General features: G+C 40.1%; 18 protein-coding genes. 13 read left to right on the top strand and 5 right to left on the bottom strand.

Going from position 1 to position 23,687, the window contains the following annotated elements; genetic code table 11:
* Positions 1-83: 83 nt before the first annotated feature.
* The 3 genes from ACYQ2D_RS13520 to ACYQ2D_RS13530 all read left to right on the top strand — a co-directional run bounded on the left by ACYQ2D_RS13520 (position 84) and on the right by ACYQ2D_RS13530 (position 2,475).
* Positions 84-794: a 3'-5' exonuclease gene (locus ACYQ2D_RS13520; RefSeq protein WP_022303856.1), complete on the top strand. Its 711-nt coding sequence runs from the start codon at positions 84-86 to the stop codon at positions 792-794.
* Positions 795-943: 149 nt separating this feature from the next.
* Positions 944-1,930, top strand: a complete 987-nt coding sequence (locus tag ACYQ2D_RS13525) for an AIR synthase family protein (RefSeq protein ID WP_459785799.1) — start codon at positions 944-946, stop codon at positions 1,928-1,930.
* Positions 1,931-1,974: 44 nt separating this feature from the next.
* On the top strand, positions 1,975-2,475 hold the full coding sequence (locus tag ACYQ2D_RS13530; protein ID WP_022303859.1) for a tRNA (cytidine(34)-2'-O)-methyltransferase: 501 nt from the start codon (positions 1,975-1,977) through the stop codon (positions 2,473-2,475).
* Positions 2,476-2,500: 25 nt separating this feature from the next.
* Here the strand turns inward: ACYQ2D_RS13530 and ACYQ2D_RS13535 are convergent, their stop codons facing one another.
* From ACYQ2D_RS13535 to ACYQ2D_RS13545, 3 genes are read right to left on the bottom strand one after another with little or no spacing between them, the layout of a single operon-like run.
* Positions 2,501-3,928 carry a sensor histidine kinase gene (locus ACYQ2D_RS13535; RefSeq protein ID WP_459785801.1) on the bottom strand — a complete coding sequence of 476 codons (1,428 nt, stop codon included), beginning with the start codon at positions 3,926-3,928 and terminating at the stop codon, positions 2,501-2,503.
* Positions 3,925-4,629 (bottom strand): response regulator, encoded by a 705-nt coding sequence (locus tag ACYQ2D_RS13540; protein WP_459785803.1) that lies wholly within the window; start codon positions 4,627-4,629, stop codon positions 3,925-3,927. Before ACYQ2D_RS13540 ends, ACYQ2D_RS13535 begins: the two co-directional genes overlap by 4 nt.
* 11 nt (positions 4,630-4,640) lie before the next feature.
* On the bottom strand, positions 4,641-7,019 hold the full coding sequence (locus ACYQ2D_RS13545) for an endonuclease MutS2 (RefSeq protein WP_459785804.1): 2,379 nt from the start codon (positions 7,017-7,019) through the stop codon (positions 4,641-4,643).
* Between the two features lie 205 nt (positions 7,020-7,224).
* On the opposite strand from ACYQ2D_RS13545, the gene ACYQ2D_RS13550 reads away from it, so the two are divergent.
* From ACYQ2D_RS13550 to ACYQ2D_RS13595, 10 genes are all read left to right on the top strand, one after another.
* Complete coding sequence (locus tag ACYQ2D_RS13550) at positions 7,225-8,511, top strand: S1C family serine protease (protein WP_117456811.1); 1,287 nt, start codon at positions 7,225-7,227, stop codon at positions 8,509-8,511.
* 49 nt (positions 8,512-8,560) lie between these two features.
* Positions 8,561-9,514 (top strand): 3'-5' exoribonuclease YhaM family protein, encoded by a 954-nt coding sequence (locus tag ACYQ2D_RS13555; protein WP_022303864.1) that lies wholly within the window; start codon positions 8,561-8,563, stop codon positions 9,512-9,514.
* A 5-nt stretch (positions 9,515-9,519) separates the two neighbouring features.
* Positions 9,520-10,881 carry a 23S rRNA (uracil(1939)-C(5))-methyltransferase RlmD gene (gene rlmD, locus ACYQ2D_RS13560; protein ID WP_117456810.1) on the top strand — a complete coding sequence of 454 codons (1,362 nt, stop codon included), beginning with the start codon at positions 9,520-9,522 and terminating at the stop codon, positions 10,879-10,881.
* A 114-nt stretch (positions 10,882-10,995) separates the two neighbouring features.
* Positions 10,996-11,298 carry a response regulator gene (locus ACYQ2D_RS13565; RefSeq protein WP_459785805.1) on the top strand — a complete coding sequence of 101 codons (303 nt, stop codon included), beginning with the start codon at positions 10,996-10,998 and terminating at the stop codon, positions 11,296-11,298.
* A gap of 213 nt (positions 11,299-11,511) precedes the next feature.
* The gene (locus ACYQ2D_RS13570; RefSeq protein ID WP_459785806.1) at positions 11,512-12,327 is read left to right on the top strand and encodes a substrate-binding periplasmic protein; all 816 of its coding nucleotides are present in this window, start codon (positions 11,512-11,514) and stop codon (positions 12,325-12,327) included.
* On the top strand, positions 12,311-14,476 hold the full coding sequence (locus ACYQ2D_RS13575) for an ATP-binding protein (protein ID WP_117456808.1): 2,166 nt from the start codon (positions 12,311-12,313) through the stop codon (positions 14,474-14,476). Before ACYQ2D_RS13570 ends, ACYQ2D_RS13575 begins: the two co-directional genes overlap by 17 nt.
* 50 nt (positions 14,477-14,526) lie before the next feature.
* Entirely contained in the window at positions 14,527-15,222 is a 696-nt protein-coding gene (locus tag ACYQ2D_RS13580; RefSeq protein ID WP_459785808.1) for a metallophosphoesterase family protein, read from the top strand.
* 118 nt (positions 15,223-15,340) lie between these two features.
* The gene (locus ACYQ2D_RS13585; RefSeq protein WP_022304076.1) at positions 15,341-15,595 is read left to right on the top strand and encodes a helix-turn-helix domain-containing protein; all 255 of its coding nucleotides are present in this window, start codon (positions 15,341-15,343) and stop codon (positions 15,593-15,595) included.
* A 231-nt stretch (positions 15,596-15,826) separates the two neighbouring features.
* Positions 15,827-16,573, top strand: coding sequence for a hypothetical protein (locus ACYQ2D_RS13590; protein WP_459785809.1), 747 nt, complete (start codon positions 15,827-15,829; stop codon positions 16,571-16,573).
* 18 nt (positions 16,574-16,591) lie between these two features.
* Complete coding sequence (locus ACYQ2D_RS13595) at positions 16,592-21,433, top strand: fibronectin type III domain-containing protein (protein WP_459785810.1); 4,842 nt, start codon at positions 16,592-16,594, stop codon at positions 21,431-21,433.
* Positions 21,434-21,666: 233 nt separating this feature from the next.
* Here the strand turns inward: ACYQ2D_RS13595 and ACYQ2D_RS13600 are convergent, their stop codons facing one another.
* Both ACYQ2D_RS13600 and ACYQ2D_RS13605 read right to left on the bottom strand, forming a co-directional pair.
* Positions 21,667-22,596, bottom strand: coding sequence for a helix-turn-helix transcriptional regulator (locus tag ACYQ2D_RS13600; RefSeq protein ID WP_117456804.1), 930 nt, complete (start codon positions 22,594-22,596; stop codon positions 21,667-21,669).
* Between the two features lie 166 nt (positions 22,597-22,762).
* Positions 22,763-23,602: an AraC family transcriptional regulator gene (locus ACYQ2D_RS13605; RefSeq protein WP_117456803.1), complete on the bottom strand. Its 840-nt coding sequence runs from the start codon at positions 23,600-23,602 to the stop codon at positions 22,763-22,765.
* Positions 23,603-23,687 lie beyond the last annotated feature (85 nt).

The following is a 23,687-nucleotide window of genomic DNA, read 5'->3' on the forward strand; positions in this document are numbered from 1 at the left end:
TATAAGAGATGAATTGTAAGAAGTAAAAGAAAGAGCTGGAGTAACCCAAAATGTAGAAAATTCAAAGATAGAGGAGATAAAAAATGGAAAACTATGTGGCACTCGATTTGGAGACAACCGGTCTGTCACCAAAAAACGACCGGATTTTAGAAATCGGTGCAGTCAAGATAGAAGAAGGAAGAGAAACCGGAAGAATTGCCACATTAATTGACCCACAGATGAAGATTCCGGAGCGGATTACGGCACTGACCGGGATTTCTCAGAAGATGGTAAAGGGAATGCCGGTAATTGGTGAGGTTGTTGGAGAATTGGTTGAATTTTGCGAGGGATTTCCTCTGCTTGGTCATAATATTATCTTTGATTTCAGTTTTGTAAAACAATGGGCGGTAAATTCAGGACTTGAGTTTGAACATCAGGGAATTGACACGCTTAAGATTGCAAGAGTTTTAGTGCCGGAACTGCCTGAAAAGGGGCTTCAGGCTCTGCGTATGCACTATCAGATTGAGCAGGAACATGCTCATCGTGCCTTTGAAGATGCCCTGGTGACACATAAACTTTATCAGAGATTCATACAGGAATATGAAGCGTCAAATCCAGATGTGTTTAAACCGTATCAACTTGTCTATAAAGCGAAAAAACAAAGTCCGGCAACTCCAAGACAAAAACGATACTTGCAGGATTTGATAAAATATCATAGAATAGATTCTAATGTAGAAACAGATGCGCTTACAAAAAGTGAAGCATCAAGGTTAATTGACAAAATTTTGTCGTCTTATGGAAGAATAATGGAGTGAATGAAATTATGATGAAAATGACAGGTAAGAAAAAAAGGGTCGTAGCAGGTGTACTGGCAGTTATTCTGGCGCTGGCGATGATTATTCCGGCAGCACTGGTTTATCTGGTATAAGAAAAAAATAGAGAAGAGAATACGGGAGTAACTGTGATGAAAATAGGAAAATTACCGGAACCTATGTTGATTCGTTCCGTTTTAAAAGAAGTAAAACACAGAAGAGAAGAAATATTAGTCGGACCGGCAGTTGGACAGGACTGTGCAGTTTTTGAGCCAAAAGAGGGAGACGTTTTAGTTTTTTCCACAGATCCGATTACCGGAACAGTAAAAGATATCGGAAGCCACAGCGTACACATCACTGCAAATGATTTGGCGGCTTCCGGTGCAGAACCGATTGGAATTATGCTTACCATGCTTCTGACACCGGAAACCAGGGAAGAAGAATTAAAAGAGATGATGCGTGGAGTGGAATCTGCCTGCAGTCAGTTAAATATGGAAGTAATGGGTGGACATACCGAGATTACTGATGTAGTAAAACATCCGTTAATCTCTGTGACCGGTGTTGGAACAATTAAAAAGGAAGAAGTGTTGGTAACTTCGTCCGTGAAACCGGGACATGATATCGTGATTACCAAATGGATTGGTCTTGAGGGAACATCCATTGCCGCAAAAGAAAAAGAAGCAGAGTTGTTAGAACGCTTTGCGCCATCTTTTGTGGAGACAGCAAAACACTTTGACCAGTATCTTTCTGTTGTGCCGGAAGCAAAAATCGCAAAAGAATGGGGCGTATCTGCCATGCATGATATTACAGAAGGTGGTGTCTTTGGCGCACTCTGGGAAATGGGAAGTGGTTCGAATGTTGGTCTTGATATTGATTTAAAGAAGATTCCGATTCGTCAGGAAACGGTTGAAGTATGCGAACTGCTTGGCTTAAATCCTTATATCTTAATGTCCAGCGGTTCTATGATGATTGCAACAGATGATGGATATGGTCTGGTAAGAAAATTAAATCAGGCAGGTATTGAAGCTTCTGTAATCGGAAAAGCGACTGATAAAAACGAACGAATTTTAAGAAATGGGGAAGAGACCAGATACATGGATAAGCCTCAGAGTGATGAATTATATAAAATTTATCAGTAATATACGAATAGAAGATTTATTAGTCTTAGAGGAGAAAAAGAAAAATGGCAAAATTAAATATTGTCCTGTTTGAGCCGGAAATTCCGGCAAATACAGGAAATATCGGAAGAACCTGTGTGGCAACAGGAACAAGACTTCATTTAATTGAACCACTTGGATTTAAATTAAATGAAAAAGCAATTAAACGTGCCGGAATGGACTACTGGAAAGATTTGGATGTTACAACTTATATTAATTACGAAGATTTCTTAAAGAAAAATCCAGGTGCGAAAATTTATATGGCAACCACAAAAGGACCTCAGACTTATGTTGATGTGCATTATGAAGAGGACTGCTATATTATGTTTGGAAAAGAAAGCGGTGGAATTCCGGAAGAAATTTTGCTGGAAAACCAGGAAACAGCAATTCGTATTCCGATGATTGGAGATATCCGTTCTTTAAATCTAAGTAATTCTGTGGCAATTGTACTCTATGAAGCACTGCGTCAGAACAATTTTGACCATATGCGCTTAGAAGGACACCTGACAAAATACGATTGGAAATAAAAAAGAGGGAAACAGTGCCGGTATATTAAGCCGGTCTGTTTCCCTCTTCTGTTCGGGCGAGTGTGAAGATAAACTCTGTGCCGACGCCCTCCGTACTGATTACATTAATATGCTGATTGTGAGAGCGAATGATTTCTTTTACAATCGAAAGTCCAAGTCCTGTACCTTTTCGGTCTTTTCCACGGGAAGAATCAATCTTATAAAAACGATCCCAGATTTTATTTAAGCTGTCTTTTGGGATTCCACATCCACTGTCTTTTACGGAAACGAATATCGTCTCATGTTTTAAAGAAGTCTCGATTTTAATCGTAGATTCAGCAGAGCTGAATTTGATTGCATTGTCAATCAAATTATAAAGTACCTGCTGGATTTTACCCATATCGGCATTCACGTAAAGGGTCTGTCCGGTTAAGACCAGTTCAATAGAAATTCGTTTTTTTCGACACGTTCCTTCAAAAGTGGCAGCAGTACTTTTGACAACTGCATTGATATCAAAATCGCAAAAGTCAAGCATACGTCCTTTTTCATCAATGTCATTTAAGGTTAAAAGGCTTTCGGTCAGTTTATAAAGCCGGTCTGTCTCATAGACTACGATGTTTAAGTATTTATCCTGAATTTCCACCGGAATTGTGCCGTCTAAAATCGCTTCGGTATAGCCTTTAATCGAAGTCAGCGGAGAACGAAAATCATGTGAGACATTGGCGACAAATTTTCTCTGATATTCGTTGACTTTATCAAGTTCGTCTGACATATAATTTAAGGTGACAGCAAGTGTTCCCATTTCGTCGTTTGTATGAACCGGAATGTTGTATTTTAAGTTTCCGGAAGCAAAGGCATCCGCACCGGCAATAATCTTGCGAAGCGGTTGATAGACCATAAAAGAAAAAACAAGCAGGATACAGAGCATAATCAGAAGAATAATTAAAATTAAAGAATAAATGATATTCATAATCTGATTCTGCTGGTTCAAAATCACACTTTCCGGCAGATGGATGGCAACATATCCCTGTACGTTTAACTGAGAAGTGACTGGAACCATTACGCTTAAATGTTCGGTAGAGAACATGTTAAAGAAAGTTCCGGTCTGGTAGTAAGTTCCATTTGAATGACCGGGATTAAAATCTTCGATGACAGTAAGTTTGTCATCATCCGCATTCGATGCGGTATTTAAAAGGATTTCTCCTTTTTTGCTAATCAGCCAGATTTCCACGTTCTGATATTTTGACAATGTTTCCAGATTTTGCGCTATACTTTCCAGAGAAGCCTGTTCCCTATAATATTTAGAAGCACGGTTTTTGGCAATATTTGTGGCTTCCTGATATAAGGAAGTGCTGTAAACAGAGTTCAGATGATTGTGTACCATAGAGGAACCAAGCATGGAGACTGCAAAAAATCCAATGAAAGCAAGAACCAGGTAGGAAATTACAAATTTTATATAGAGAGATTTTCTCATGTATTTTTAACCTCGAATTTATAACCGATTCCCCATACAGTGCTGATAGACCAGGATGGATGGTCTTTGATTTTTTCTCTTAAACGTTTGATATGCACGTCAACTGTACGGGTATCTCCGATATATTCATACCCCCAGATATGGTCTAAGAGTTGTTCTCTGGTAAAGACCTGATTGGGAGAGGAAGCAAGGAAATACAAAAGTTCGAGTTCCTTTGGAGGCATATCAATCTGCCTTCCAAAGTAGACAACGGAATAATTTGCCAGATTGATAGCAAGGTCTGGATATTCTACGTATTTTCCGGCAGGCTGTCCGGCAGGAGCGACCGTTGGCTGATAACGGCGCAGGACGGCTTTTACCCTTGCAACAAGTTCTTTGGAATCAAACGGCTTAATTATATAGTCATCTGCACCAAGCTCGAGCCCAAGTACTTTATCAAAAATTTCACCTTTTGCAGAAAGCATGATAATCGGTACATTGGATTTTTGGCGGATTTCTCTGCATACCTGATAACCATCAATTCCAGGGAGCATCAAATCAAGTAAAATCAAATTCGGACTAAAAGAGGCAAATGCATTTAATGCCTCTTCTCCGTCATTGACAATCATTGTATTAAAACATTCTTTGGTAAGATACAATGAAATCAGTTCTGCAATGTTATTGTCATCATCGACGATTAAAATTTTCTGTTTTGAAACCATTTATTCTACCCCTATTTCTTAAATTCCACAATTGTAACACCGGCGTCACCTTCGCCAAACTCTGCAAGGTGGAAATCCTGAACATATTTTAGGCGTTTCAGATAATTGTGTACGCCTTTTCTAAGGGCACCGGTTCCCTTACCGTGAACGATACGGACACTGCTTAAATGTGCAAGATAGGCATCATCCAAGTATTTATCAAGTTCTGAGACTGCTTCGTCTACGGTCTTTCCGAGCAAATTGATTTCGGTGCTGACAGAAGCGGATTTATTCATTTTGATTTTTCCGGCTCCGGTACGGGTAAGTGCAGGTCCTGTGATAACCGGTTCATCGATTAACTGTAAGTCAGAGATATGGACTTTGGAACGTAAGATACCCATCTGGACAAACAGCATACCTTTGGAATCTGGTTTGGAACTGACGGTTCCCTTTACATTTAAGCTCATGACTTTTACAGAATCGCCAAGCGATAAATCCTGCGGACGAAGGGTAGATTTTTGTTTTTGTGGTGTTTTTAAGGCAACTTTCTTTCCGGCTTTGTCCATTTTCTTCCTTAAATCAGAACGGTGTTTTTCCAGCTCTTTTGCAGACATGCTGTCTTTGCCGGCTTTATTAAAGATACGCATGGTCTGGTCAGCATAATCTTTGGCTTCCCGTAAAATACGGTGTGCCTCTTCATTTGCTTCAGTAATAATCCGTTCTTTTCGCTGGTCTAATTTATCCTGTTTTTCTTCTAACTGTTCTTTTAAGGTTTTAATTTCTTCCTTATAAGAAGCAAGTTCTTCTCGTTCGGATTCGATGGTCTTACGACTTTCTTCGAGACTGCTTAAGACATCTTCAAAGGTTTCATCTTCCTGACTGATTTGTTCTTTGGCACGCTCAATAATAGAAAGCGGAAGTCCGAGTTTTTGTGAAATAGCAAATGCGTTACTCTTTCCGGGAACTCCAATTAACAGACGATAAGTCGGGCGCAGAGTTTCGACATCAAATTCGCAGGAAGCATTTTCCACACCCGGAGTAGAAAGCGCATAGACTTTTAACTCACTGTAATGAGTGGTTGCCATCGCGCGGATGCCACGATCGTGAAGCGTAGAAAGGATGGCAATCGCAAGTGCTGCACCCTCTGTCGGGTCTGTTCCGGCACCAAGTTCGTCGAAGAGTACTAAAGAATCGGAATCAGCAGTTTCCATAAAACGAACTACGTTGGTCATGTGAGAGGAGAAGGTACTAAGACTCTGTTCAATACTCTGTTCGTCTCCAATGTCTGCATATACCTCACGAAAAACACTCAGTCTGGAATTATCAAATGCCGGAATGTGAAGTCCGGACTGACCCATTAGAGTTAAAAGTCCCACGGTTTTCAATGAGACGGTTTTACCGCCGGTGTTTGGACCGGTTACAATTAACAGGTCGAAGGTTTCACCGATACGGATATCAATCGGAACTACTTTATGTTTATCAATTAATGGATGACGGGCTTTTTTGATGTCAATGATTCTGTCTCGGTTAAAGCGAGGCTCGGTTGCATTTTGGGATTTTGCAAGCTGGGCACGTGCAAAAATAAAATCAAGTTCGGATAAAAGTTTGACGTCATCAGAAATAGCGTCAAGATTTTCGGCAGCAAGCTGGCTTAAATTAGAAAGAATCATTTCAATTTCTTTTTGTTCCTGAATTTCTAATTCACGCATTTCGTTATTTAAACGTACAATTGTCATCGGCTCTACGAAGATAGTAGAACCGGTAGAAGACTGGTCATGAATCATACCGGGAACCTGACTTTTGTATTCTGACTTAACCGGAATACAGTAGCGTCCGTTTCTCATGGTAACAACGGCATCCTGAAGATAAGTTCTGGAATTTCCACTTACAAAGGAACTAAGCTGTGTATGAATTTTATCATTTGTCAATTTCATGGAACGACGAACCTGACGAAGTCCGGTACTGGCATCATCGCTGATTTCATCTTCAGAGAGAATGCAGCGGCCGATTTCGGCAGCAAGAGGAGAAAGTGGCTCGATTAACTCAAACATGTTATCAAGTGAATCCGTATGTTCATTTTCTGTCTCTCGTCTGGAATAAGCTTTGGCACGGCTTGCATTTTCCAGTAAAGAACGGATAGCAAGCAGCTCTCCGATTCCAAGGGTACTTCCAATTTCAAGACGCTTTAAAGAACCACGAACATCCTTCACTCCGCTAAAAGAAAGGCTGCCTTTCTGATAGATGCGGGAGAGGGCATCTGCGGTTTCCTGCTGCATGGTTTCTATTTCTGTCAGATTATCGAGCGGGCGAAGCTGCCGGCATTTATTCTTGCCAATAGAAGAAGTGGCGAAGGCTTCGAGCATATCGATAATCTTGTAATATTCAAGAGTTTTTAATGCTTTTTCATTCATATTTTGATCACCTTTATTTTGTCAATTGTTTTTAATCATTCTACCCTAAATCCGGGGAAATGAAAAGAGTTATTCATAAATTGTTCATAAGTGTCTGCTAAAATGATGCCATGCCAAAGTAAAATGATTAGGAATAAGACATCCAAGAGAGACAGGGTGTTCTCAAAAAGTTTTTTATAAAAACCAAAAAAGCAGAGGAATCTACATGGACGAGAAAAAGAATAAGGAAGACGGATCGTATGAATTTATAAAAGAAACAATTAAGAAAAAACCATTAGACAGGAAAAAAATGTGGAAGGCAGCAGGAGTTCTTGCAGGGGCAGGAGCGATTTTTGGACTTACAGCCGCACTGGTTTTTGCAGTTGTAGAGCCGCAGATTTCGCAGGCAGTTGAAAATAAAAAGAGGACGGAACAGAAAGTAGAAATTCCAACTGACGAAGAGACAGAGAAAAAAGAGGAACAACAGACAGATGCGGGTATTGATACAGAAGACATAAGCGAATCGGAGGAAGGTGAGCAGTCCGGACTTTCTATTGATAATTATAGCGAAATGTATAAGGAAGTACTGAAAAAAGCAGATAAAATAAAAGAAGCGATGGTAACGGTTATCGGTGTTAAAAGTGATGAAGACTGGTTTCAGACTCCTTATGAAAGCCAGATGTCGGGAGTGATTGTAGCGGATAACGGGCAGGAACTTTATGTGCTGACGCAGTATGGGATTGTGAAAAATGTAGATCGAATTCAGGTACAGTTTTGTGACGATACGGTTGTTGATGCAAGATTTTTAAAATCAGATACAAGTACCGGGCTTACGATATTAAAGATATCAGATTCAGAGATTGAATCTGATACAAGAAGTAAAATCGGAACAGCTGTACTTGGAAATTCTTACAGTGCAGAACAAGGAGAACCGGTAATTGCAGTCGGAAGTCCGATGGAGTATAAAGATTCTATTGGCTTTGGAATTCTGACTTCTGTGACAAATTCTGTTTCCAAAATTGATGCAGAGTATGGTATACTGACTACTGATATTGTTGGAAGTGAAAAGGGAAGTGGAGTTTTGTTAAATACCGAAGGCGAACTGATTGGCGTTATTGCGCAGTCTTTTGCTTTGGGAGATTCTAAAAACATGGTGACAGGACTTGCTATTTCTCAGATAAAAGAACTAATAGAAACATTATCTAACAATCAGAGTATTGTCTATATGGGGGTCACAGGAGAAACAATTACACCACAGATTTCCGAGAAAAAGGGAATTCCCAAAGGAGTTTTTGTAGAAAGTGTGGAAGTGGATTCTCCGGCAATGCAGGCAGGAATTCAAAATGCGGACGTGATAACAGAAGTAAATGGCGAGAAAATAGAGAGCATGAAAGAATACCAGCAACAGCTAAAAGCATGTAACAGCGGTGACACAATAAAAGTAAAGGCAATGCGGCAGGCGACAGAAGGATATGTAGAGGTTACATTTGATGTGACACTCGGAGCATTATAAAAAAAGAAAAAGAAAGAGGACCAATAAAGGACCAGAGGTTAGGAGAATTATGAAATTTATTAATGAACTGCGTGAAGGTGAAAAAATCTCAGGAATTTATCTGTGTAAGCATAAACAGCCGGCAGTTACCAAAAACGGAAAACCTTATGAAAATGTAATTTTACAGGATAAGACAGGCACAATTGATGCAAAAATCTGGGAACCGAATTCTCAGGGAATTGATGACTTTGACACACTTGATTATATTGATGTCATCGGAGATGTTACTTCTTTTCAGGGAAGCCTTCAGGTCAGCATTAAACGTGCAAGAAAGGCGCATGAGGGAGAATACGAACCTGGAAACTATCTTCCAATCAGTGAAAAAAGCATTGACGGAATGTATGAAGAATTACTGAAATATGTGCACAGCATTAAAAATGCTTATTTAAATAAACTGCTTGTGAAATTCTTTGAGGAAGATGAAGAATTTATCAAGACATTTAAGGGAAATTCAGCAGCAAAGACTGTACATCACGGATTTATCGGTGGCTTGTTAGAGCATACACTTGGGGTAGTGCGTCTTTGCCAGTATTACAGCAAAGCATATCCGGTCTTAAATCGTGATTTGCTGATTACCGCAGCAATGCTTCATGATATTGGAAAAACCGTGGAGTTAAGTGCATTTCCGATGAATGATTATACCGATGACGGACAATTACTCGGACATATTATGATCGGTACAGAGATGATTCACGATATGGCAAAGGAAATTCCGGGATTTCCGGCAAAATTAGAAAGTGAATTAAAACATTGTATTCTGGCACATCATGGCGAACTTGAATATGGTTCACCGAAAAAACCGGCACTTGCAGAGGCTGCTGCTTTAAACCTTGCAGATAATACGGATGCCAAGATGGAAACGATTACAGAAATCTTCCGTTCAGCGGGAGACAATAAAGACTGGCTTGGATACAACCGTTTCTTTGAATCAAACTTAAGAAAAACACAGTGCGGTGAGGAATAAATAAAATGGAATTTAAGAAAAATGATTTGGTACAGGTGACAATTGAAGATATGAGTCATGAAGGTGCCGGAATCGGAAAAGCAGATGGTTACACTTTATTTATCAAAGATGCAGTGATTGGAGATAAAGTCGAAGCAAAAATCATGAAAACAAAAAAACACTATGGATTTGCAAGACTGATGAAAGTGTTAGAGCCGTCAAAAGACCGCGTAGAAGCAAAGTGTCCGCAGGCAAGAGCCTGTGGAGGCTGTCAGCTTCAGTTTATGAATTATGAAGCCCAGCTTGCGTTTAAGAAAAATAAAGTAGAAGCAAACCTCCGCAGAATCGGAGGTTTTGATAACTTTACGATTGAAAAAGTAATCGGCATGGAAGACCCGTGGCGCTATCGAAATAAAGCACAGTTTCCATTTGGAAAAGACAAAGAGGGAAATATTGTAACCGGATTTTATGCCGGACGGACTCATTCGATTATTCCAAACCGAAACTGCCTGCTTGGAGTGGAAGTTAATGAAATGACTTTAAATGAAATCATTTCTTATATGGAAGAAAATAAAGTAGAACCTTATGATGAAACCACAGGAAAAGGACTTATCCGTCATGTACTTATTCGTTATGGATTTACAACGAAAGAGATTATGGTCTGTCTGATTATCAATGGAACTTCAATTCCGAATGCCGAAGCACTTTGCAGACAATTAGCAAAAATTTCAGGTATGACAAGTATTACCTTGAATGTTAATAAAAAACAGACAAATGTAATCTTAGGAGATGAGATTCTTCCTTTATGGGGAAGAGAAACGATTACGGATTATATTGGAGACATCAAATATCAGATTTCTCCGCTTTCATTTTATCAGGTTAATCCGGTACAGACGGTTAAGTTGTATCAGACTGCACTCGAATATGCCCGGCTTGACGGAAATGAAACGGTTTGGGATTTATACTGTGGAATCGGAACAATTTCCCTGTTTTTAGCACAGAAAGCAAAACAGGTATATGGAGTGGAAATTGTACCGGCTGCAATTGAAGATGCAAAGAAAAATGCAGCACTCAATAAAATTGAAAATGCTGAGTTTTATGTCGGAAAAGCAGAAGAAGTGCTTCCGGAAAAATACGAAAAAGACGGAGTGTATGCCGATGTTATCGTGGTAGATCCACCAAGAAAAGGATGTGATGAAACACTGCTTTCTACTATGCTCCAGATGAAACCAAAACGCATTGTTTATGTCAGTTGTGATTCTGCAACACTTGCAAGAGATTTAAAAATTTTGTGTGAAGAAAACTATCAGTTGGAAAAAGTGGCAGTGTGTGATATGTTTCCGTCGAGCGTGCATGTAGAAACTGTCGCATGCTTAGAGCGAAAATAAGCGTTTTTTGGGAATTTTGTGAGGAGATGGGAAAATACACTTGTCACCACAAGAACAAAAATGCTGGAGTATATATTTCATTCTCAGATATATAAAAAGAAACAGACTTTTACCATGTCACAGGCAGAAACAGATAAGCAGGATGGCAATATCCGGCAGGGAATGAGGTTCCTGTGTGCAGAGGACAATGCGATGAGTGCAGAAATTCTTACGGAACTGTTAAAGATTGAGGGCGCTGAGTGTACCATCTGTGAAAATGGCGAAGAGATTTTGAAGACGTTTGAGCAGTCTGTCCCAGGCGACTATGATAGGATCTTTATGGACGTGCAGATGCCGGTTATGAATGGCTATGAGGCAACGAAAGCAATCCGCAGAATTCCCATGAACTGGCAAAGACAAATCCGAACATCGCCATGACAGCCAATGCATTTTCAGAGGATATCCAGCATTCTCTTGCAGTTGGTATGAATGCCCATATTTCAAAACCGGTTGAAATGACGGTGTTGAAAAAGACGATCAGAAGTATAAAGTCTGGCGGGGGGGGCACCGAACCGCAGGTCATTGAATAGCAACAAATGGCAGAGAATCAGATATCAAAAAAACGAAAGGAATAGTTAGGATAGACGAAAAATGAAAGGAAAAAGAGTGATTGCAGGTATTCTGCTTGCGGGATTTTTAGCAGTCACCCTGGCAGGGTGTAAAAACACAGATAACACGAAAGAAGAACCAGAAAAACCTGTTATTACCCTCGGCAGCGATAACTATCCACCATACAACTATCTGAATGAAGATGGCGTACCGACGGGTATAGATGTAGAATTGGCTACAGAAGCTTTCAAAAGAATGGGCTATCAGGTGGATGTTGTCCAGATCAACTGGGAGAAGAAAAAAGAACTGGTGGAGAGTGGAGAAATTGACTGTATCATGGGCTGCTTTTCCATGGAAGGGCGTCTTGATGATTATCGCTGGGCAGGACCGTATATAGCAAGCCGTCAGGTGGTCGCTGTAAATGAGAACAGTGATATCTATAAACTGAGTGACCTGGAGGGAAAGAATCTGGCTGTCCAGTCCACGACCAAACCGGAAAGTATCTTTCTGAAGCGGACAGATGAAAGAATCCCGAAACTGGGAAATCTGATCAGCCTTGGACACAGAGAACTGATCTATACGTTTCTGGGAAAAGGGTATGTGGATGCTGTGGCTGCGCATGAGGAATCTATTGTCCAGTATATGAAGGATTATGATACAAGCTTCCGCATCCTGGAAGAACCTTTGATGGTTGTGGGGATAGGAGTTGCTTTTGCAAAAGAGGATGACAGAGGAATCTGTGAGCAGATGGATCAGACACTGGAAGAAATGCGTCAGGATGGCACATCCCTGAAAATCATTGAAAAATATCTGGATGATCCGGAAAAGTATCTGGAGGTGGATGATCTTGGATATTAAGAGAAAGAAAAAAGAAAAACGAATCCAGCTGCTCGGCGGTCTGATTGGAATCTGTGTGGCTGTAGTTTCCCTGCTTTATTTCTTCCACACAGAAAAAACGGAAGCAGAGAAAAGAATGGTGGAGATTGTAAATTATGTCAAAGTGCAGTGCTCTACCTACACTCATTATAATGAATCTTCGGAATCCAAAAGTCTTCTCCGTGCGATTGAAAGTGCCAGACAGATGAGTACAAATATTAACATAGAAATAGAAAACGGCGGTCAGCTAAGCCGGGAGTTCCTCAAAGGAAATCTTCAGACTCTCTGGGTGGATGGTATCCTTGTACTGGATACAGAGGGAAAGACGGACTGTGAATACAGTATGGATGAGTCTCTGACAGGTGAGATTACGGAGTATCTGCAAAAAGACATTATCATGGATTTTGCCGGATATGAAGAAAGAAGCTATTCGGAACGGTTTGACAGGGAAGATGGGTCACATATCGATATTGCAGCCTGTGCCAGAAAAGATGCACCGGGTATCGTGGCAATCTACTATTACACATCTCCGGAATTTGCCAGAAACTATACACTGACGATACAGGGTCTTTTAAATGGCTATAGTACTCAGAAAGATGGAACGATTATTGTTGCAGACGAGGGAATCGTTGTTGCCAGTAATGATGAGAGTCTGTTGAGACAGAATACAGCCGACAACGAAGTTGTTCAGGCAATGAAAAAGCATACAGACAGTCAGCACATTTATCATTTGAGGAAAGAAGGAAGCGGATGCTACGGAGTCATGCTGAAGCAGAGGGATTATTATATCTATGCGTATCTTCCGGATATAGAAGTGTTCCGTAACCTTCCATTAAGTGTGATAAGCGTTATTTTTCTTTATTTTCTGATATTTAGTATATTCTGGTTCTGGGCATACCGAACCAATCTGGCGCATCAGAAACAGGAACAGGAAAAAGATGAAAAATATAAGGCAGAACTATTGAGCGCGGCAAAAAAGGCAGAAGCCGCCAATGAGGCAAAAACTGAGTTTCTTCAGCGGATGAGCCATGATATCCGGACTCCGATCAATGGAATCTGCGGTGTGGTTAATATGGCAGACCATTATGCAGATGATATGGAGAAACAGACGGAATACAGGACAAAAATTAAAGAGGCATCCAATCTGTTGCTGGAACTGGTAAATGATGTTCTGGATATGAGTAGGCTGGAGTCGGGAGAAGTCGTTATGGAAGAAATTCCATTCAATCTAAGTAGTATTTCCAAAGAAGTGCTTATTGTGATCAAGCAGATTGCCGCAGAACAGAATATCCGAATTGTATGGGAGAAAAAAGAAATCATACACCGAGAGCTTATCGGAAGTCCGGGGCATGTGAAACGGGTGATGATGAATATCCTGTCGAATGCAGTGAAATATAACAGAGCAAACGGGTATATCTATCTCAGCTGCCGGGAAATTCCATCAGAGCAGACAGAAATGCCGACGATGGAATTTGTCTGCAGGGATACCGGAATCGGAATGACTGAGGAATTTCAGAAATATGTTTTTGAGCCTTTTGCACAGGAACATACAGGAAGCCGTACAAAATTTGCCGGAACAGGCTTGGGAATGGCGATTTCAAAGAAGCTGGTTGAGAAAATGGGCGGAACAATTAACCTTGAAAGTGAAAAGGGTGTAGGGACTACATTTGTGATCCGGGTTCCATTTCGGATTAATACAGACAGGAGCGGCAAAGTTGAAATCGAAAAAAAATCAGAAGCTTCTATACGGGGACTGCATATTCTTCTGGCAGAAGATAATGAGCTGAATATGGAAATTTCTGAATTTGTGCTTCGAAATGAAGGTGCTGACGTGACCAAAGCATGGAATGGGCAGGAAGCTGTTGAACGATTCAGAAAAAGCAGAGTTGGTGAATTTAATGTCATTCTTATGGATATTATGATGCCGGTCAAGAATGGATATGAAGCAGCAAGACTGATCCGGTCTTTGGACAGAGAGGATGCAAAAACAATACCGATTATTGCAATGACAGCAAATGCCTTTACGGAGGACAGAATAAGAGCAAAAGAAGCAGGAATGGATGAGCATGTTGCGAAGCCTGTTGATGCAGAATTACTGGTAAAAGTAATTCATAAATTGGCAGGTAGTTGAACGCAGATAAGCATTCCCCCGCTTTACAATTTAAAGGAAGGTGGAAAATCGTGATTTACATCACAGGAGATACCCACGGGAAGTTTGAGCGGATTGAGCAGTTTTGCGGCAAATTCAAAACAAGCCGTGAGGATGTTTTGATTATTCTTGGGGACGCAGGTATTAATTTCTTTGGATGGGTAAAAGACCATGTAAAGAAAGAGTTTCTGGAAACCCTACCAATTACATTTTTTTGTATTCATGGAAATCATGAGCAAAGACCGCAGACGATAGGAAGCTATCAGGAAAAATTATGGCGTGGCGGTGTGGTTTATTATGAAGAGGAGTATCCGGATCTGCTTTTTGCAAAGGATGGAGAGGTTTTTGATTTTAATGGAAAGCAGACTATTGTAACAGGCGGTGCATATAGTGTCGATAGAATGTACCGATTGATTCATGGGTATGGCTGGTGGCCGGATGAACAGCCTTCTGAGGAAATCAAGCAGAACGTGGAACGGAAATTGAATGAGCTCAGCTGGAATGTGGATGTAGTGTTAAGCCATACCGTACCGTTAAAATATGAACCGACGGAAGTCTTTTTGGAAGGATTAGACCAGAGCAAGGTGGATAGAACAACAGAGGAATGGTTGGATAAAATTGAGGATAGACTTAATTATCAGAAATGGTACTGCGGTCATTATCACACAGAAAAAAAGGTGGATAAGATAGAAATTATGTTTGAAAATATTGAAAAATTTTTAGAATAGGAAGAAAGAAAAGCTGGATTTTTATTGCTGAAAATGATAAAATGAAATAATGTTTCGGGATGGCATATCTCAGTCGGAAGCCTGGCTTTCGACTTGAATTTCATGGAGGTGCAAAATTATGAAACCTGTGTATTTGTCAATTCTGCAAAAAGAAACCGGCACACGCATCAAGACACTTCTTAAAGAAAAGGGATACACTGTGAAAGATATTCAAGAAGCAATGGGATTTGAATATCCACAGGCCATTTATAAATGGCTCTCAGGAAATTCCCTGCCAACTCTGGATAACTTTGTTATTTTAAGCAGAGTATTAAATACCCGTATAGAAGATATCCTCGTCATTGACGAGGATATTGTTTTTTATCTACTATAGAGCAGAAAATACTATCCGACGAGTCGGTTGGGGTTTTCTGCTCATTTTTTTTGTGCCCGAACACAAAAAAAGAAATTTCATTCTAGTTCCGAATTTGACAAAATCAGCGATGGAATCAATCAAAAAGGACGAGCCGAAAAAGAAACAGATTGTTATAATGAAGTCAAAATTAGACAGATACAGTCTGCGTATAGGCAGGATAAAACTCTATGCAGAAGGGAAGAAAAGACTATGAAGAATCGAAAAACGCAGTTTCAAAAGCTTGGAATTGCAGTATTCGTGATTGCAGTCACAGGAATTGCCACGTGTGCCGTCCAATACAATAATCACAAGCAATTCGGTTTAACGGTTGGAGAACATTCGATTGGTAAAGAGGAATATCTAAATTGTATGAAATCCGTAGAGTATGATACCAAAATGCAGATTCAACAAGATTACAATGCAATTTATGAAGAAGATTTCTGGGAAAAAGAGTATGATGACAAACACGGTTATGAAATTTTAGCGGAAAATACCGTAGAGCAGCTGAAATATATTCATGCGGTGTATGATCTTGCAAAAGAATGCGGGGATGTATCCGACAGCAGCTATGAAGCTTTGGAGCAGCGTTGGAAGAACGAAAACGCAGAACGAAGCGAAAAAGTTGCAAAAGGCGAAGTAATTTATGGACTCAAGGAATATACATTCCAGCTATATTTGGATTATGAAATCAGTACCTTGAAGGAACAATACTGCAATGATCTCACTCGTGAGGGGATGGAGCTGACAGAAGCCGAGATTTTAGAATGTTATGAAAGTCGAGACTGGATTTTTGGAGGCAGCGAGGAAAATGCGGATCTCGAAACCGCAAGAATTGCAGTCGAAAGGGAAGTGCGTGAACAAAAGTATGATGAAAAGATCGCACAGATTGAAAATGATTCTCAAGTAAACGGAGATATGGAGCAAGTCAGCCGGTTTACTTTGAAGAATATAGAATAATATGGAAGGAGTAACAACATGAGAAAAAAATGGATGAGTAGTACTCTGGCGCTGGTACTTGCCGGAACAACAGTGGCATCAATGATGCCGGCAGTTCCTGTTAGTGCAAAGGGAGCAGAAGCTGCATCAGGAACAACGTATTATGTTGATTCAAAAAAAGGAAAAGATAGCAACGCAGGAACTTCAGAAAGCGAAGCATTTCAGACATTGGATAAGGTAAATGAGCTTGACCTTAACCCGGGGGATACCATTCTTCTGAAAAAAGGCTCTGTATTTGAAGATCAGGCGCTTAAATTTACAAAAGAAGATAGTGGTACAGCAGAAGCTCCGGTAAAAGTATCTACTTACGGAGAAGGAGACAGACCACAGATTAATACAAACGGTCATGGATTATGGGAGTTAAACTATGGTACTCCGCTGGATAACCAGAATCATAAATGGAAAGGTACTGTATCTTCCAGTATTTTGATTGAAGATGCTGAATACCTTGAAATCGAAGGACTTGAGCTGACAAATGACAGAAACAGTGCAACCGATACCGAAAAAGATAAAGCATATAATGATGCATATGCAATGGATCGAACCGGTGTTGCCGGAGTTGCAAAAGACAATGGAACCGTAGATCATATCGTATTAAATGATCTTTACATTCACAACGTAACAGGTAACGTTTATAACAAACACATGACAAACGGTGGTATCTATTTTATCGTTGCAAAGCCAACAAATGAAGGAGAAACCGGAATCGCAAGATACAATGATGTCCAGATTAGAAACTGTTCTCTGGATACAGTAAATCGTTGGGGAATCGCAGTAGGATACACTTATCAGTGGAGACAGTTCACAACAGGTGCATTATCCGATGCAGTGATGGACAAATATGCGTCCTCTAATGTGGTAATTGAGAACAACTACTTAAATCATGTAGGTGGTGATGCAATCACAACAATGTATCTTGACAGACCGTTGATTCAGTATAATGTATCTGAGAATGGTTCAGAGCAGATTAATACCACTGACTATTCACAGCAGCAGCCAAGACTGGATGCAAATGGTAATGAAATCGGAAAACAGAATGTTGGGGCAGGACGTGTGGCAGCAGGTATCTGGCCATGGAAATGTAAAAATGCGATTTTCCAGTATAATGAATGTTTTACAACATTGAATGCATCAAAAGGAAATGGCGATGGACAGCCATGGGATGCTGACTATGGCGATGGAACAAACTATCAGTACAACTACAGCCATGGAAATACTGCAAGTACAATTATGTTCTGTGGTCCGGAATCTATCAATAATACATTCCGTTATAACATCAGCCAGAATGAAGATATGGGACCTTTAGACCCGGCAGGAAACTCCGGAAACTGTCAGGTTTACAACAACACATTCTATATTAAAGAAGGAATCAATACAATCTGGCACTATACTCATGGTAATGGTGGTCCGGTAGATATTGAAAATAATATCTTCTACTTTGCAGGAAAAACACCGGCTACAGTAAGTAACTGGAACATCAACGGAAATAAAACTTACAGCAATAACTTATACTACAATGTAAGTACTTATCCAAACGATGCAGCTGCTGTAAAAGTAAATGAAGGTACAAAAGTACTTGTTGATGCAGGTTCCGGTCCGGATTCTGTAGCAGCAAATAAAAAAGCAAGAACACATGAAGATCCAAATGCAAAGACCGTATTTGATGGATACAAACTTGCAGAAAACTCTCCGGCAATCAATGCTGGTAAAGTAGTAGTTGATAGAAATGGTTATACAATCGATCACGATTTCTTCGGACATACAATCACAGCAGTACCGGAAATCGGAGCAGCAGAAAGTGATGCAGTAGCAGCACTTGTACTGAGATCCAATGTGTATACTGTTTCCGGAACAAACGTAAGTGATCTTCCGAAAAACACAACCGTAGCAGATTTCCTTAACAACGTTATCGTAGATGCAGGCGTTAAAGTTACCATTAAAAATGGTGAAAACGTACTTGGCGATTCCGATATCGTAAAAGGCGGAGCTACTATCGTGCTTTCTTATGAAGGAATGGAAGATGTAACTTATACAGTAGTTGCAAGTTCTGATAAAGAACTGAAAGATTGTTATTATGAAGTGAAAGGTACAAACCTGAGTGTTCCTTACACAGAAAACAATCCGACCACTGTAAAAGAAGTGAAAGAAAATATCACTGTAGCAGATACCGCAACTGTTTCCGTATTAAACGGAGAAACAGAGCTGGAAGATGGCGCTGCAGTAGAAGAGGGAATGACACTTCGCATTACTGCAGAAGACGGAACTAAAAATGACTATACAGTGAAACAGAAAAATACATACAACTGGACATTAGATTATGTTGGAAGACAGCAGGGAAATGTATGGTTTGGACAGATGAAGAGAGGCGACGGCGACTGGGCAAATATGACCACATATGATAGTGATGGATGGCCAAACTGGGCAGTAAACACTTATTATGGTCCAGGTCTTGATGCACCACAGGGTACAGTGACCACAACAAATCCAGCCGTACACGGTCTGCTTTCTACACCGCCAAACTCCGACATTGTAACTGCAATGGCATATCGAGTACCGAAGAGCGGAACCGTTACATTCAACGTAAAAGATGATGAACCATATCTTCGTCAGTCTGGAAATGCAAACGGAACTGTTACCTTAAGTCTCTTTGTAAATGGCACAGAGAAGAAGAGTGTAACGCTTGTAAATAGTAAAGAGAAAGTGGGAGACTGGGAAAAAGCGGAAGAGCTTGAAGTAGCTCAAGGCGATATGATCCGTGTCGTAGCAAAGAATAGCGGAAACCCAAGCAAACCATCTGCGCATATCACACCGATTATTACATATGTAGACAAAGCAGTAGCAGATACCGAAGCACCAAGTGTTCCGGCAGAAGTAAAAGCAACAGATGTAACCGAAACAACCGCTAAGCTTACATGGAGCGAAGCAACCGACAATGTAGGGGTAGCAGGATACAACGTATATGTAAATGAAGCAAAAGTAAATGACACACTTGTAACAGGTACTGAATACAGTTTAACAGACCTTACCGCAGCTACAGAGTACAGTGTAACTGTAACAGCAGTGGATGCCGCAGAAAATGAATCTGCAAAATCCGAAGCAGTGGTATTTACAACAGAAGCAGAAAAAGATACCGAAGCACCAACTGCACCAACAGAAGTAAAAGCAACCGAAGTAACTGAAACAACTGCAAAAGTTACATGGAGCGAAGCAACCGATAATGTAGGCGTAGTTGGATATAACGTATACTTAAATGAAACAAAAGTAAATGACACACTTGTAACAGGTACCGAATATGCTTTAACTGAGCTTACAGAGGCAACCGAATACGCAGTGAGAGTAACAGCAGTGGACGCAGCAGAAAATGAGTCTGCAAGATCCGAAGCTGCTACATTTACTACACTGAAAAAAGAGGAACCAAAAGATACCGAAGCACCAAGTGTTCCAACAGCTGTAGCAGCAGCTGACATTACACAGACAACTGCAAAAGTCACATGGGATGCATCTACTGATAATGTAGGCGTAGTAGGATACAATGTATATGTAAACGAAGCAAAAGTAAATGCTTCTCCGGTAACTGTTACAGAGTATGACTTAACCGGACTTACAGAGGCAACCGAATACACAGTAAGAGTAACCGCAGTGGACGCAGCAGAAAATGAATCTGCAAGATCCGAAGCTGTTACATTTACCACATTAGAAGCAGAAGAAGAAACAGATACCGAAGCACCAACTGCACCAGCAGAAGTAAAAGCAACCGAAGTAACCGAAACAACAGCTAAGCTTACATGGAACGAAGCAACCGACAATGTAGGTGTAGCAGGATACAACGTATATGTAAATGAAGCAAAAGTAAATGAGGAGCTTGTAGCGGGTACTGAATTTGCACTGACAGACCTTACAGAAGCAACCGAATATACAGTAAGAGTAAGCGCAGTCGATGCAGCAGGAAATGAATCTGCAAGATCGGAAGCAACTACATTTACTACATTAGAAAGTGAAAAACCGGCTCCGGAAAAACCAGCCGCTCCTACTAATGTAAAAATCTCTGAAATTAAACATACGAAAGCACTGGTTACTTGGGATCCGGTTCTCGCAAGAGCAGCAGTAGAAGGATATAATGTATATCTGGATGGCGAAAAAGTAAATGCGACACCGGTAAAAGAAACAAGATATGAGCTGACTGGTCTTAAAGTAGGTACGAAGTATAATGTTGCTGTAACTGCAGTAAATGAAGAGGGTACTGAGTCTGAGATCACAGAAGAAGTAGAAGAAACATTTATAACCATGGCAGATATGGAAAAACTGAATAAAACTGCAGAAGATGCAAAGAAAGCATTAGAAGAGAAAGAAAAATATACAGAAGAATCCCTGAAAAAACTGCAGGAAGTTTACGAACAGTATCAGAACGTACTGAACGGTGAAAATGTAACTCAGGAGCAGGTAGACGAAGCAAAAGCAGCAATCGAAAAAGCCTTCAAAGATCTGAAAGTAAAAGAAACAGCGGATGACAAGAAGGATGACAATAAAAAAGACGACAATAAAAAAGACGACAATAAAAAAGACGACAACAAGAAAGATGACAACAAGAAAGATGACAACAAAAAACCAGCAGCAGGTGGTGGAAGTACAGGTAGCGGAAGCACAGGTGGCGGAAGTACAGGTAGCGGAACTACAGGTTCCGGCTCTGCTGGAAAAGGAAGCAGCTCTATCACTTCTCCGAAAACAGGAGATACAATGAACGTAACAGCATGGGCACTTGCATTTGCAGCGTCTGCAGCGGCAGCAGGAACTGTTGTAGTAAAACGTAAAAAAGAAGACTAAATTTAACCAAATCAAGGAAGTCCCCTGCTTCAATTGCAAAAAGCAATAAGCAGGGGTGGGGACTTGCTTGTATCAGGAGGGGGGCAAGCCCCTTCTGATAAGCTGCGTAGTAGCTATTTGGTTATGAGCAAGTAGCGAAAGCGGATTGCGAATATCCGCTTGATAAAGCAATAAAGGAAAATAAAGTAGGCAGGAGTGAAGATGATTCGCTCCTGCCTGTTTTGTATTAGATATTATTTTGAAACAGTTTTTCGATATTGTGAAGGGGTCTCATTAATTACATTCATAAAGACCTTTGAATAATGTTGCGAGTCTTTAAATCCAACCTGCAGCGCAATTTCTGTCAAAGTTAAATTGGTATTTTGCATTAGTTCAATTGAACAGTTAATGCGATAAATATTAATATAGTTTGAGAGAGTCACACCCATATAGCTTTTAAAAATCTTGCTTAAATAGCGGACCGAAATTTGCAACTGTATTGCGATGTCTTCTTGTAAGATTTTGGTAGTATAATGATCGTGAATATAATTCAGTGCATAAGCGACATAGCTATTTTGTAGCTGTGGTTCTTTGTATTCATGCACCGGTTCGGTATGATCGAGAATGTAAAGCATCAAATTCATCAGTGCAACATTTACGTTTGCTGCGGTAAACAGACTTTCAGAAGCAGTATACAGATCAATCAATTTTTGAATCTGCTCGTCAATCGTCGCATCCGAACGCAGTCGATAATAAAAATGGGAAGAGAATAACACCGCATGAAGCAATGTGATCGGAAAAATCCCATCATTATCAAGGATAATCGTTGAAAATAGATCCGGATCAAAATGAATATGCTGGAACTCACAGTCTGAGGTATCGTTCAGATAAAAGGAATGTACCACATCAGGAAGGATCATGACAAAGTCCCCTTCTGTGAAGTGGAGTGTTTCGGACTGAATATCCATATAACATTCGCCGGAAAGAATTCGATAAATTTCAATATTCGTATGTAAGTGACGAATAAAGTTGTAACCGGCTTTGCGATATTCGATAACGGCTCCGGACAAAATAGAATCAGATAATGTAATTTTCGCGGAGACGTTTGAAGTTTGATGAATCAGTGTGTTATTGGAGTGAGCTGAGGGAATTGATATTGTCTGTACAGCGTTTTTCTTTTTCATGTGTAAAAGCCTCCAAATATAAGTAAAATTAACAAACACTAAGTATCATTATAACAGAAAAGTAGAGAAAGTATACTAAAAAAGCTAAAAAAATCGTTCTTAAATGCAGAAAAATAGCCTAACGAAGCTGCAAAGCGTAATTTGCCTTGCACTTGTTAGGATTTTTTTACTTTGAGTGCAGTTTACGATATTGTCTGGGTGACATGCCAACCTTCTTCTGGAAGTTCTGTGAGAAATAAGATTGAGATGAAAAGCCGACACTGGAAGCAACCTGCGTTACCGACAAATTCGAAGAAGTCAACAGTTCTTTGCTCGCTTCAAGTCTTCGGTTGGTTAAATAGTTAATCGGAGATTGTCCGATACATTCTGTAAATGAGTGTGCCAGATAAAATTTATTGATATGTGTAATTTCTGCTAAAGAATCTAACGTAATATTCTGGGAATAGTTGATATCAATATAACGTTTAGCAAGCGCGCACTCCTTGGAAAGCCGGAAAGAAGAGTCTGAGATTACAGACAAGTTTTGCTTTCGCGCAATATAGACTAAAAGCACTTGAAGTAATCCATGACAGACCTTTTCAAATCCAGATTTTTTATCCTGGAACTCCCGCATCATGAGTTGTGCGAAGTTAATAAACTGATTTTTGTCGGAACCATAGCTATAGAAGCTATAGCCTTGAGTACCATCTTGGTCTGGGTCATTAAATGAGAAGGCAAGACCTTCGACACCAAACACAATATATTCCATGGGATTATTTGGAAGTGTTTTTTCCGTGTGCTCTACATAGGGATTGATGATCATTAAATCATCTGTTTTCATAGAGACTTTTTTATCTTCTATATAAAAGATTCCTTCGCCACGCAGAACATAAAAAAGTTCTGAAAATTGATGTGTATGTGGCAAGGAGTGCCAGTCACCCTCATATTTGGAAATTGAAATATAACGAAGATTAAAATCTTCAGGGCGGCTATTGGCGGAACCGAGATTAATAAATTCATTACTCATAAGCAAACATCCTTTTAATTATTATGTGCGAGTCTTGTATGTTAAGTTACGTGAGGTAAATAAAGTTCGTAAAAAAGACGAAAAA

It is taken from the genome of Blautia stercoris, assembly GCF_054657695.1.